This window comes from Caulobacter sp. GW456-12-1-14-TSB4, assembly GCF_059424195.1.
The window spans coordinates 17,026-28,740 of record NZ_JBWKZF010000020.1; the positions used below are offsets into that span (position 1 = coordinate 17,026).

The 11,715-nt window shown below is 69.1% G+C and carries 12 protein-coding genes; 9 read left to right on the top strand and 3 right to left on the bottom strand.

From position 1 onward, the window contains the following. Positions 1–81 precede the first annotated feature (81 nt). Positions 82–1,248: an MFS transporter gene (locus tag AC07YH_RS17950; protein WP_494748318.1), complete on the top strand. Its 1,167-nt coding sequence runs from the start codon at positions 82–84 to the stop codon at positions 1,246–1,248. On the opposite strand, the gene AC07YH_RS17955 is transcribed toward AC07YH_RS17950, so the two are convergent. Continuing rightward, entirely contained in the window at positions 1,245–2,258 is a 1,014-nt protein-coding gene (locus AC07YH_RS17955) for a cupin-like domain-containing protein (RefSeq protein WP_494748319.1), read from the bottom strand. The two genes, AC07YH_RS17950 and AC07YH_RS17955, sit on opposite strands and share 4 nt — an antisense overlap. Before the next feature lie 133 nt (positions 2,259–2,391). On the opposite strand from AC07YH_RS17955, the gene AC07YH_RS17960 reads away from it, so the two are divergent. From AC07YH_RS17960 to AC07YH_RS17995, 8 genes are all read left to right on the top strand, one after another. Next, positions 2,392–3,162, top strand: coding sequence for a sulfite exporter TauE/SafE family protein (locus AC07YH_RS17960; protein WP_494619152.1), 771 nt, complete (start codon positions 2,392–2,394; stop codon positions 3,160–3,162). Between the two features lie 222 nt (positions 3,163–3,384). Further along, on the top strand, positions 3,385–4,068 hold the full coding sequence (gene trhA, locus AC07YH_RS17965) for a PAQR family membrane homeostasis protein TrhA (RefSeq protein WP_494748320.1): 684 nt from the start codon (positions 3,385–3,387) through the stop codon (positions 4,066–4,068). A gap of 14 nt (positions 4,069–4,082) precedes the next feature. Next, complete coding sequence (locus AC07YH_RS17970; RefSeq protein WP_494748321.1) at positions 4,083–5,357, top strand: patatin-like phospholipase family protein; 1,275 nt, start codon at positions 4,083–4,085, stop codon at positions 5,355–5,357. A gap of 114 nt (positions 5,358–5,471) precedes the next feature. Beyond that, the gene (arr, locus tag AC07YH_RS17975; protein WP_494748322.1) at positions 5,472–5,882 is read left to right on the top strand and encodes an NAD(+)--rifampin ADP-ribosyltransferase; all 411 of its coding nucleotides are present in this window, start codon (positions 5,472–5,474) and stop codon (positions 5,880–5,882) included. Between the two features lie 210 nt (positions 5,883–6,092). Next, positions 6,093–7,385, top strand: a complete 1,293-nt coding sequence (locus AC07YH_RS17980; RefSeq protein ID WP_494748323.1) for a cation:proton antiporter — start codon at positions 6,093–6,095, stop codon at positions 7,383–7,385. Continuing rightward, positions 7,385–7,888 (top strand): flavin reductase family protein, encoded by a 504-nt coding sequence (locus tag AC07YH_RS17985; RefSeq protein ID WP_494748324.1) that lies wholly within the window; start codon positions 7,385–7,387, stop codon positions 7,886–7,888. The genes AC07YH_RS17980 and AC07YH_RS17985 overlap by 1 nt, the downstream gene beginning before the upstream one ends. A 39-nt stretch (positions 7,889–7,927) precedes the next feature. After that, the gene (locus AC07YH_RS17990) at positions 7,928–9,499 is read left to right on the top strand and encodes a tryptophan halogenase family protein (RefSeq protein ID WP_494748325.1); all 1,572 of its coding nucleotides are present in this window, start codon (positions 7,928–7,930) and stop codon (positions 9,497–9,499) included. Continuing rightward, positions 9,424–10,143, top strand: a complete 720-nt coding sequence (locus tag AC07YH_RS17995; RefSeq protein WP_494748326.1) for a glutathione S-transferase family protein — start codon at positions 9,424–9,426, stop codon at positions 10,141–10,143. Before AC07YH_RS17990 ends, AC07YH_RS17995 begins: the two co-directional genes overlap by 76 nt. A 9-nt stretch (positions 10,144–10,152) precedes the next feature. Here AC07YH_RS17995 and AC07YH_RS18000 read toward each other — a convergent pair whose 3' ends face one another. Both AC07YH_RS18000 and AC07YH_RS18005 read right to left on the bottom strand, forming a co-directional pair. Beyond that, entirely contained in the window at positions 10,153–10,494 is a 342-nt protein-coding gene (locus tag AC07YH_RS18000; RefSeq protein ID WP_494748327.1) for a hypothetical protein, read from the bottom strand. A gap of 97 nt (positions 10,495–10,591) precedes the next feature. After that, positions 10,592–11,584: a lipid A-modifier LpxR family protein gene (locus tag AC07YH_RS18005; protein ID WP_494748328.1), complete on the bottom strand. Its 993-nt coding sequence runs from the start codon at positions 11,582–11,584 to the stop codon at positions 10,592–10,594. Between the last annotated feature and the right edge of the window lie 131 nt (positions 11,585–11,715).

An 11,715-nucleotide genomic window follows, 5' to 3' on the forward strand; every position in this document is an offset into this window, starting at 1 on the left:
CACAAGTGAAGTTCCGAAGCGCAATCTAATTCACTGAATGCTCGCGCGCTATCTGGGAGGCCGACATCCACGGAGGCGACCATGCCCCTAGCCCTCTACGCCCTGACGGTCGGCGCCTTCGGTATCGGCGTCACCGAGTTCATCATCATGGGCCTGCTGATGCAGGTCTCCGTCGATCTCGGCGTCTCGATCCCCACCGCCGGCCTGTTGATGACCGGCTACGCCCTGGGCGTCTTCGTCGGCGCGCCGATCCTGACCCTGCTCACCCGCCGCCTGCCCAAGAAGACCACCCTGCTGGTGCTGATGGCGATCTTCACCCTGGGCAACGCGCTGGCCGCCATCGCCCCGACCTACGGGATCCTGATGGCCGCCCGCCTCGTCACCGCCCTGGCGCATGGGACCTTCTTCGGCGTCGGCTCGCTGGTCGCCGTCAGCCTGGTGGCGCCCGAGCGCAAGGCCTCGGCGATCTCGATCATGTTCACCGGCCTGACCATCGCCACCCTGCTGGGCGTGCCGTTCGGCGCGTGGCTGGGCCTGTCGTTCGGCTGGCGGATGGCCTTCTGGGCCGTGGCCGGGGTCGGCGCGGTGGCCTTCGTGGTCCTGGCCGCCCTGGTGCCGAGCGCCAAGGAGACCGCCGAGCCGGCCCCGCTGCGCGAGGAGTTCGCCGTCCTGGCCCGTCCGCAGGTGCAGCTGGGCCTGGCCATGACCGTGCTGGGCTTCGGCGGGGTGTTCGCGGTGTTCACCTACATCCAGCCGATCCTGACCCAGCTGGCCGGCTTCTCCCAGGCCGCCGTCTCGCCGATCCTCCTGGTGTTCGGCGCGGGCCTGGTGGCCGGCAACCTCTTCGGCGGCCGCTGGGCCGACAAGAGCCTGAACACGGCCCTGGCCGGCACCCTGATCGCTCTGACCGTGGTGATGCTGGGCTCGGCCTTCGCCTTCCACAGCCAGGTGGGCGCGGTGATCGCCGCCTTCCTGCTAGGCGCGGCCGCCTTCGCCACCGTCGCGCCGCTGCAGATGCGGGTGCTGAGCCAGGCCGGCGGCGCGGGCCAGGGCCTGGCCTCCAGCCTGAACATCGCCGCCTTCAACCTGGGCAACGCCTTCGGGGCCTGGCTGGGCGGAGCGGTGATCGACCACGGCCCGGGCATGTCGGCCGTGCCCCTGGTCGCCGCCGTGGTGCCGCTGTCGGCCCTGGCGCTGGCCGCCTTCAGCCTGAGCCTGGAGCGCAAGACGCGGCTGGCTACCGCCTAGTCTTCCAGCGCCTTCTTGAGGAAGGCCGCGAGCTCGGCGTCGGACGCGGCGCTGGGCTCGTCCTCCAAGACCCCACGGCGGCCCGCCGGGATATGCTCGGCCGGGTCGCCATTGGCGTGGAAGATGTAGTGCTCGAAGAAGGCCCGCCAGGCGTTGCGCCTCTGGGCCGGCAGCCGGCGGACATTGCGCAGCGCGTGGACGAAGGCGTCGAACGGCGAGCCGGCCGGCATGTCGGCGGGGCTCCACCAGTAGTTCACCAGCATGTTCAGCGGCCCGAACGACTGCACGTGATGCCACCACAGGGCGGGGATGTAGATGGCGTCGCCCGGCTCCAGCTCGGCCGACTGGGCGCTCTCCAGGGCTTCCGCGAACTTCGGGAAGCGCGTGAGGTCCGGCGCGTCCAGCGACACCAGGCTGATCGGCCGCCCGGCAGGCGTGAAGTCCAGCGGCCCGACATAGAGGTTGCCCACCTGGTCGGGCGGGAACAGCGTGAAGCGCCGCTGGCCGCCAACCACAACGGCGATGTTGTCGGACATGTCGTGGTGGGTCTGGACGGTCGAGGCGTTGCCGATCCACAGGCGCGGCTGGATGTCCTCGTTCAAGAGGTCCAGCCGGTTGGCCTTCTCGAAGCCCGGCAGCACCGGCGCGATCGGGGTCGAACCGACATAGATCGACAGCGGATCGGCGTGGTCGGCCTGGCGCATCAGCTCTGCGAGGGCCGCCTGCAAGGGCGCGCGGCGGCGCTCGAAATTCATGCCCGCGCCGGTCTCGTCATAGAAGAACCGGCCGGCGATCTCCGGCGGGCCGACCATGGCCTCGACGATCACGCCACGATCGAAGCCGGCGATGTAGTCGGCCAGGGCATGGGACGAGGTCCGCGCCGCCCGCACCGCCGGCCAGTCCCGCGCCACGCCGCGCAGCACGGCGGGCTGGTAGAGCGGGGTCAGGTCACGGGCGAAGCGGGCGGCGTCGATCTCGACGATTTCGGTCAGGCGACGCGAGGGGGACATTGAGCAGGGTTCGGAGGGTGAGCCCCACGACGCTAGGGAGCCAAACCTCCGATTGCGTTGCGGAACATTTCAAGCTTGAAACGAACGGACGATCGCCCTGTTCCAGGGACGGAATGCTGCTAAGCAGCGCTTCATGCTGACCGATCCGTTCTTCTACGCGGTGGCGATCCCCGCCGTGATCCTGCTGGGCCTGGCCAAGGGCGGGTTCGCCGGCATCGGGGTGGTGGCGGTGCCGCTGATGGCCCTGGCCATCTCGCCGGTCATGGCCGCCTCGATCACCCTGCCGATCCTGCTGGTCCAGGACGTGGTCAGCGTCTGGGCGTTCCGGAAGAGCTGGGACAAGGGCCTCTTGATCCTGATGCTGCCGGCCGCGGCGGTGGGGATCTTCCTGGGCTGGGCCCTGGCGGCCTTCGTCAAGGAAGCGGCCGTCGAGCTGGCGGTCGGCGCGATCTCGGTGGTCTTCGCCCTGCAACGGCTGTGGGCCGAGCGCGCCGTGAAGGCCGCCGCCCAGGTCGAGGCGACTCCGGGCCGTCCCTGGCTGGGCGCGATCTGCGGCGCGGCGGCCGGCTTCACCAGCCAGATCGCCCACGCCGGCGGCCCGCCGTTCCAGATCTACGTCCTGCCCCGCCGCCTGCCGCGCGACGCCTTCATCGGCACCAGCGCCATCTTCTTCGCCGTCGTGAACTGGATGAAGGTGCCGGCCTATGTGGCGCTCGGCCAGTTCACGCCCAAGGTGCTGGCCACCGCCGGCGTGCTGCTGCCGCTGGCCATCGCCTCGACCTGGGGCGGGGTCTGGGTGGTGCGCAAGGTGCCGGCCGAGGGCTTCTACAAGGTCATCTACGTGCTGCTGATCGCGGTTGGCGGCAAGCTGGTGTTCGACGGCGCGCGCGGCCTGTTCTTCTGACGCCCTGCGTGGTCCTCGTCCTTCGACAAGCTCAGGATGAGGACCAAGAACGCCTCCGTAGAAAACCTCATCCTGAGCCTGTCGAAGGACGAGGTTTTCGGTCCCGCCGATTTTCCAGCAATCGTGTCGCGCGCGCCCTTTCGCGGCCACGAAGATCGACGCTTATATGTCACGGAACGATCCTACCGTTTGGACGTACTGCATTTCGCATTGGGCGGGGCCATGACGACCACCACGACCGACATCAGCGCTCCCGAGGTCGCGACGCACTATCCGACGCCGGCCGCCAAGTGCGCCGACCTGATCGTGCACCTGGCCGGCCTGGCCAGCGCCCTCCTGGGCGGCGGCATCCTGCTGGGCCTGGCCTTCGGGGCCGGCAACCTGCAGCAAGTGGCGGCGGTTAGCGTCTACACCGTCGGCCTGATCCTGATGCTGTCGCTGTCGACCGCCTACAACTTCGCCAAGGCCCGCTGGCGGCCCCTGCTGCGCCGCTTCGACCACGCCGGCATCTTCGTGATGATCGCCGCCTCGTACACGCCCTTCACCACCCAGAACCTGCACGGCTGGTGGGCCATCGGCATGACCTCGGCGGTGTGGACCGTCGCGACCATCGGCGTGCTGGCCAAGCTGTTCCTGCCGGGCCTGGACAAGCGTTTCTGGGTCGGCCTGTACCTCGCCCTCGGCTGGCTCGTTTTGGTGGCCATCAAGCCGATGATCGACGGCCTGTCGTGGGTGGCCCTGCTGCTGCTGGCCATCGGCGGCATCGTCTATTCGACCGGAACCATCTTCTACCTGATGCGACGCCTGAAGTTCCGCCGCGCCATCTGGCACGGCCACGTCATCGGCGGCGCAGGCCTGCACTATGCGGCCGTCCTGGTGGGCGTGGTGCTGGCCGGCGCACACTAGAGGACGCCCCTTCCTTGGATAAGGATCCGAACGGCAAGATCAGCCTCCAAGGCTTCTTCAAGGACTGGAAGACGACGGCCGACCCGCTGCGCGGCAAGCGCCTGACCGCGCCGACCTCCGACCGCCATGTCGAGGCCCTGGGCTTCCCCGGCGTGCGCCTCTCGGTCGACCAAGCCGACGACGCCCTGAAGAGCGCCGCCGACCGCTTGGCCCCGCTGCGCTCGCTGATCGGCCGCGACGAATTCAACATCCTGGCCCTGTCGGGCGGCGCGTCCGGCGGCGCCTATGGCGCGGGCGTGCTGACGGGCCTGACCAAGGCCGGCCGCCGCCCGGACTTCGCCATCGTCACCGGGGTCAGCACCGGAGCCCTGATCGCGCCCCTGGCCTTCCTGGGCTCGACCTGGGACGACCGCCTGACCGACGCCTATGTCGGCGGCCATGCGGCCGAACTGCTCAGCTTCCGCCGCCTCGGCGCGGCGCTCGGCCCCAGCATCTTCAAGGGCGAGAGCCTGGACGCCCTGGTCGAGGCCTTCGTTGATCAGGAGATGGTCGACGCCATCGCCGCCGAGCACCTGAAGGGCCGGCGCCTCTTGATCGCCACCACCAATCTGGACAGCCAGCGGGCCGTGGTCTGGGACATGGGCGCGATCGCCACCCATGGCGGCGACGAGGCGCTGAAGCTGTTCCGCACGCTCCTCGTGGCCTCGTCCTCGGTGCCGGGCATCTTCCCGCCCAAGCTGATCGACGTGGATGTCGATGGCCAGCATCACCAGGAGATGCACGTCGATGGCGGCGTGGCCGCGCCGCTATTCCTGATGCCCGACGCCTTGCTGCACTGGCGCAACCTGGGGCCCCGCTTCCGGCGTGGCCGGGTGCACGTCATCGTCAATACGGTGCTGGATCCCTCGACCCAGTCGACCCCGCCGGGCGTGGCCTCGATCATGGCCCGCAGCTTCGACACCATGCTGCGGTTCTCGTACCGCCAGGCGCTGAGCCTGGCCGCCGGCTTCTGCTCGCGCCACAACCTGCCGCTCAGCGTGGCCTCGATCCCCAACAGCTTCGAGGGCACCAACCTGCTGAAGTTCGAGACCGACCTGATGAAGCGGATCTACGACGCCGGCCACGAGCAGGCGCTGGAAGGCACGGTGTGGACCAGCGCGGTCGAGGAGCAGAGCCTGTGGCGCGGCCTCTTCAAGAAGCAGGTCCCGCCGCATTCGTCGCACGGCACGGGGGTCATCATCCGCGACGAACCCGGCCCGGTCGGCATCGAGGCGCCGCTGGAGCCCTAGGGCTCCCCGTCCCCTAGAGAACTGGGGTCGAAAAACTTCAATTCAAGCATTGGCGAACGGCGATTTATGCGCAGTTTGTAGCGCCCTTGGGACATCGCGAAGGGCCATCGAACCATGACCGTCACGCCGAACGCCGGACCGTTCTTCCACGGCGCCAAGTCGGACCTGAGGACCGGCGACCTGATCTCGCCCGGCTTCGCCTCGAACTACGGCGCTCGCAAGCCGGCGCTGTTCGTCTATTTCAGCGCCACCCTCGAGGCCGCCACCTGGGGCGCGGAGCTGGCCCGGGGCGAGGGGCGCGAGCGGATCTACATCGTCGAGCCGACCGGCGCGTTCGAGGACGATCCCAACCTCACCGACAAGAAGTTCCCGGGCAATCCGACCCAGTCCTACCGCACCCGCGATCCGCTGCGGATCGTCGGCGAGGTTACCCAATGGACGGGCCATACGCCCGAGCAGTTGAAGACCATGCACGACCACCTGGCCCGCTTGGAAGCCCAGGGGATCGAGGCGATCGAGGACTAAGTACGCCGCCGGCGGAACATCATACGTAGCGACGTACCTACATTCAGCCCTGCAAAATGTAGGTACGTAGGCTCGAAAATTAAAATGACAACGTTGTCTGAATTGCCATTGCCAGGCGATTTTCCGCGCTGTTAGCGTCTGTTCCAGGGATGAAACGCGACCGCCTCAAGGCGGCGCAAATCACAGGGGGACGCCGTGACGCCGGCAGAATTGAGCGTAGCCTTTTTCCTGCAGATGGCCGTGATCGTGGCTGTGTGCCGGGCTGTCGGCTGGCTGCTGAAGCGGTTCTTCGACCAGCCCCAGGTCATCGGCGAGATGATCGCCGGCATCATCCTGGGCCCGTCGCTGCTGGGCCTGCTGGCCCCCGACCTGCAGCATCACCTGTTCCCCAAGGAGACCAAGTCGGTCCTCTTCGTCGGCGCCCAGCTGGGCGTGGGCCTCTACATGTTCCTGGTCGGGATCGGCTTCCGCGCCGACCACTTCAAGGCCAACGCCAAGAGCGCGGTGACCGTGTCGCTGTCGGGCATGGCCGCGCCGTTCCTGGTCGCCATCGCCCTGACGCCCTGGCTGATGAGCCTCAACCTGTTCGGTCACGGCGTGAATCCATTCCAGGCCATGCTGTTCATGGGCGCGGCGATCTCGATCACCGCCTTCCCGGTGCTGGCCCGCATCATCCAGGAGCGCGGCCTGACCAAGACCCCGCTCGGCTCGCTGGCCCTGTCGTCGGGCGCGATCGACGACGCTGGGGCCTGGACGGTGCTGGCCATCGTGCTGGCCAGCTTCGGCGGCGGCCCGGCCGTGGCGCTGAAGGCGGCCATCGGCGGCGGCGCCTTCGCCCTGTTCATGCTGACCGTCGGTCCTAGGCTGCTCGCCCCGCTGGGGCGATGGGCCGAGCGCGAGGGCAAGCTCACCCCGACCCTGCTGGGCGTGGTGATCATGCTGTTCATGCTCAGCGCCTGGGCCATGGACGCGGCCGGCCTGCACTCGGTGTTCGGCGGCTTCCTGCTGGGCACGGCCATGCCGCGCGGCCTGCTGACCCGCGAGCTGAAGCGGTCGCTGGAGCCGTTCACGGTGGCCCTGCTGGTGCCGATGTTCTTCACCTTCTCGGGCCTCAACACCCAGATGAACCTGCTCAGCAGCTGGTCGCTGGCCGCCGTGGCCCTGGTCATCCTGGCCGGCTCGATCCTGGCCAAGGGCGGGGCCTGCTGGGCCGCCGCCCGCCTGACCGGCCAGGACAACGCCACCGCCATGGGCATCGGCGCCCTGATGAACGCCCGCGGCCTGATGGAGCTGATCATCATCAATATCGGCCTGCAGAAAGGCATCATCGGCCCGGCGCTGTTCTCGATGCTGGTGGTCATGGCCCTGGTCACCACCCTGATGACCTCGCCGCTGTTCGAGCAGGTCTATGGCAAGCAGGCCCGGGCGCGCGGCGAGCTGGGCGCGCTGAACGCCGACGAGGACGAAGACGACTTCGCCCCCGCCCCGGCGGCGGCCCGCTGATGACGGTCGCGGCGCTGGCGTCCTCGTCGTCCGGGGAGGACGCGGACTTCAAGGACGTGCTGGCGCACCTGGCCAGCGGCGTCGCCATCGTCTCCTGCTGGGATGGCGACATCCCGCGCGGCCTGCTGGTCAGCTCGATCACCGGCCTGTCCGTGGACCCGCCGCGCTTCCTGTTCTGCGTGCGCAAGGAGGCCGGCTGCCACGACATCCTGGCGCGCCGCCCGTCGCTGTCGATCGCCCTGCTGGGCGCGGCCGACAAGGACGAGGCCGTCCGCTTCGGTGGTCCGGCCCTGGCCCACGAGCGGTTCGAGGCCGACCGCTGGGACCTCGATCCCGACGCGCCGCCGACCTACCGCCACGGCCTGGCCAGCGCCGCCTGCGAGATCGACGCGGTGATCGAGGCCGACACCCACTCGATCTTCATCGTCACGGCCACCCGGCACCGGCTGGACCCGGCCGCGCCGCTGATCGCCTGGAACCGCGCCCTGATCGCGGTCGACTGAACCAACACCAAGAACAAGAAAGTCCTGGGGAGTATCCAAATGACCGACCGCAACCCGAACGCCATCCGCAAGATCGTCATCGTCGGCGGGGGCTCGGCCGGCTGGATCTCGGCGGCGATGCTGTCGCACTTCTTCCACAAGACAGGCGTCGCCATCGAGCTGATCGAGAGCGAGCAGATCGGCACCGTGGGGGTCGGCGAGTCGACCATCCCGCCGTTCCTGCAACTGATCGCCAGCCTGGGCATCGACGAGCGCGAGTTCATCCAGGCCACGCAAGGCAGCTTCAAGCTGGCCATTCGCTTCGAGAACTGGCGCAGGAAGGACGAGGTCTACTACCACCCGTTCGGCCAGATCGGCGGCCCGATCGGCCCGCACGAGTTCTACCAGTGCTGGCTGCGGGCCAAGGCCGCCGGCCATCCCTCGGCCTTGCAGGACTTCGCGCCGGCCACCGCCATGGCCGACGGCTGGAAGTTCATGCTGCCGGGCAACCTGCAAGGCAGCCTGCTCTCAAGCGCCAGCTACGCCCTGCACATCGACGCCAACCTGGTGGCCAAGTTCCTGCGCAAGTTCGCCGAGGATCGGGGCGTCGTCCGCGTCGAGGGCATCGTCGACCAGGTGGTCACCCGCAACGACGGCTCGATCGAGAAGGTGGTCCTGCAGAACGGCCATGAGGCCGCCGGCGACCTCTTCATCGACTGCTCGGGCTTCCGCTCGATCCTGAACGGCCAGGCGATGCAGACCCCGTTCCTGGACTGGTCGGACGTGCTGCTGAACGACCGCGCCATCACCGTCCAGACCGACAACATCCGCGAGCCGCACCCCTACACCCTGGCCGCGGCGCAGGACTTCGGCTGGCGCTGGCGCATCCCGCTGCAGCACCGGGCCGGCAACGGCTATGTGTTCTGCTCCAAGTACATCAGCGACGACGAGGCCCGCCACGTCCTGCTTAGCCAGGTGGAGGGGACGCCGATCACCGATACTTGGCTGGTGCCGTTCAAGACCGGCATGCGCAGCAAGCTGTGGAACAAGAATTGCGTGGCCATCGGCCTGGCCGGCGGCTTCATCGAGCCGCTGGAGTCCACCGCCCTGCACCTGATCTATCGCGGCATGGACTATCTGCTGCGGTTCTTCCCCGACCGCGATCTGGCCCCGTCGCTACAGGCCGAATACAACCGCCGCATGGCCGCGGACTACGAGGAGATCCGCGACTTCATCGTGCTGCACTACCAGACCACCCAGCGCGACGACACGCCGTTCTGGCGCGAGTACCAGCAGGTCCAGTTGCCCCAGAGCCTGAAGGAGCGCCTGGAGCTGTTCCGCGAGACCGGGACCCTGCGCGACGGCGTCGACGACATGTTCCGCGCCCCGTCCTGGCAGTCGGTGATGGAGGGCATGGGCGTGCGGCCCAGGCGCTACCAGCAGCTGGTCGATACCGCGCCCTACGACATCATCCGCCAGACCCTGGACGCCTCGGCCCCGAAGGTGAGGGAGCAGGCGGCGAAACTGCCGGGGCATGGGGAGTTCCTGAGGACCCAGTGCCCCGCGCCGTTGCCGCCGCCACCGCCGGAGCATCGTCGGCCGAAGGTCGCCGAGGCCGCGCCGCTGAGCTAGGCTGCGGCATGGAGCTGATCAGCCTTCCCGCCTCGCCGTTCGCGGCGCGCGTCCGCATCGCGATCTACGCCAAGGGCCTGCCGATAGATCCGGTCCCGCCGCCCTCGGGCTGGCGGGATAGTCGCCACTTCCAGGACCTGTCCCCGACCGGCCGCATCCCGGTCCTGCTCGATGAGCGCGGGCCGATCTGGGAGTCGGCGGTGCTGCTGGAATATCTGGAGGAGCGGTTTCCGGACGCGCCGTCCCTGATGCCGACTGACGCCTTCGACCGGGCGATGGCGCGGGTGCTGGTGCGGCACGTCGATCTCTATCTGATGCCGCCGATGGTCGCCCTGGCTCAGCCCCGTACAGACGCCGCTGGCGCACGCCGGGCGGTCGAAGAGCTGCTGAACGGGGTCGGCATGCTCGACGGGCTGCTGAAGGGCTCTCGCTACGCCCTGGGCGACCGGCTGACGATCGCCGACTGCGCCCTGGCGCCCGCGCTCTTCGCCCTGCGGGTGACGGCTGAACGGCTCGGGATGGACCTGATCGAGCCCGGATCGATCACTGAGGCCTACGCCGAGGCCTCACGGCTGGACCCGCACGTGAACCGCGTGATCGCCGAGATGGAAGAAGGCATGCGCCTTCTGGCGCCCGCCGACTAACCCGCCGGATCAGGCCTTCTTAAGCCACCGCGCGCGCAGCTTGGCCACGTTCGGCGGGTCGCTGCGGAAGTCGGAGGCCAGGCCCAGGCGGGCGTTGCACGAGGGGCAGCGGACCGAGTCCTCGTCGGCCAGCTCGGCCGGCGGGTCGAAGCGCGAGCCGCACGGCTTGCACTTCCAGTCACCGGTCGGGGCCGGCGCGGGCGGAGGCGGCGGCGGCGCGGCCTGGGGCGAGAACACGGTGGTGCGGGCCGACGGCTTGACCATGCGCTCAAGCGGCGGCGGACCGCCGGGAGCGGCGACCGCGCTCTTGAGGCTCAGGGTCTTGCGGCGCGGGGGCTCGCTCTCGCTCATGATCTCGCTGGATGGCTTGTGGACGGGACCGGCGCTAGCTGCATGAAAGCGGCCGGGAACACAAGCTTAATAGGGCTTTTGCCCGTCTACCACTCGCCTACCACTGGGGCTTCAGGCTGAACGACAGAGCCACCACGTCGTCCTTCTGGGTGGCCAGGCCCATGATGCCGTCGCCCCGGGCCTTGATCGCGCGGTGGATGTAGCCCAGCGAGGCCTGCATCGGACCCCGGCGCCAGGCGACGCCGGCCTGGCTGTCGCCGATCAGGCGGCTGGTCGTGTCCTGGGTCAGGCCCGCGCGGCTCCAGTCGCCGTTCTGGCCGCGCAGCATGTTCAGGCCCACGGCCCGGCCGCTGGCGGCGGCGAAGATGTACCAGCGCCCACGATCGCCGAAGGTGGAGGCGCCGTCCTGGACGCCGAAGGCGTCATTGACCCGCGAGCCCATGTTCTTCTTGCGGCCCAGGCGCACGGTGGCCCCGGCCTCGGCCGAGCCCCCGGCCCCGCCATAGCCGACGCCGGCGTGCGGGGTGACATCGAGAGCGAACCTGCGGCCCTTCAGGGTGACCGCGCCGGGCCAGCCGCGCGTGACGGTGACATCGACCTCGCGCAGGGCGTAGCCGTCCTCGCTGTCGGGGCGGGCCAGGGTCAGCGGGGCGTAGGCGGCGGTCGGAGCCGTCCCGGCCATCGAGACGCGGACCGAGTCGATCGGGCCGCCGGCCTGGGCCTGGCGGGTGAAGGCGTTCGAGCGCCAGGTCACGGGACCCGCGCCATCATAATAGCGGTCGGCGTCGAGGATGCGGGCGTCGCCGGCCAGGCCGGCGGCGGGCGACAGGGCGAAACCACCCTCGACCTCCCCGTCGGGCGAGTCGACGTCATAGGTGGCGAAACCGGTGGCGCTCTGCGGGTCCAGCGGACGCAGGCTCTCGGGCTTCACTTGGAAAGAGATGGGGGTAACAGGCTTAACCGGCGCGGAGGCGCTATCGGTCTTCGGCGCCTTGCCGGCCTTTTGGGCCGCGCAGGCGGCATGGCCGCTCGCCAAGGCCGCGATCGCGGCCATCAGGCAAAAAACGGTACGCTCCCCAGCGACCCGCATCACGGATTCCCCAATCCAACTCAGTGCCCAGCCTACGCACGTTTCGCCGCATGTCCATGGTGACGAAAGCGCACAGGGGCTGAACCCTTTGTGACAGATTAGGGTTCCGGGAACGTGAAACGGGGGGGGGG

Bases quoted from the DNA above. Each gene is read 5' to 3' on its own strand.
- AC07YH_RS17955 (WP_494748319.1), bottom strand. From the start codon at position 2,258: ATGTCCCCCTCGCGTCGCCTGACCGAAATCGTCGAGATCGACGCCGCC.
- trhA (WP_494748320.1), top strand. From the start codon at position 3,385: ATGACGACCACCACGACCGACATCAGCGCTCCCGAGGTCGCGACGCAC.
- AC07YH_RS17950 (WP_494748318.1), top strand. From the start codon at position 82: ATGCCCCTAGCCCTCTACGCCCTGACGGTCGGCGCCTTCGGTATCGGC.
- AC07YH_RS17990 (WP_494748325.1), top strand. From the start codon at position 7,928: ATGACCGACCGCAACCCGAACGCCATCCGCAAGATCGTCATCGTCGGC.
- AC07YH_RS18000 (WP_494748327.1), bottom strand. From the start codon at position 10,494: ATGAGCGAGAGCGAGCCCCCGCGCCGCAAGACCCTGAGCCTCAAGAGC.
- AC07YH_RS18005 (WP_494748328.1), bottom strand. From the start codon at position 11,584: ATGCGGGTCGCTGGGGAGCGTACCGTTTTTTGCCTGATGGCCGCGATC.
- AC07YH_RS17985 (WP_494748324.1), top strand. From the start codon at position 7,385: ATGACGGTCGCGGCGCTGGCGTCCTCGTCGTCCGGGGAGGACGCGGAC.
- arr (WP_494748322.1), top strand. From the start codon at position 5,472: ATGACCGTCACGCCGAACGCCGGACCGTTCTTCCACGGCGCCAAGTCG.
- AC07YH_RS17960 (WP_494619152.1), top strand. From the start codon at position 2,392: ATGCTGACCGATCCGTTCTTCTACGCGGTGGCGATCCCCGCCGTGATC.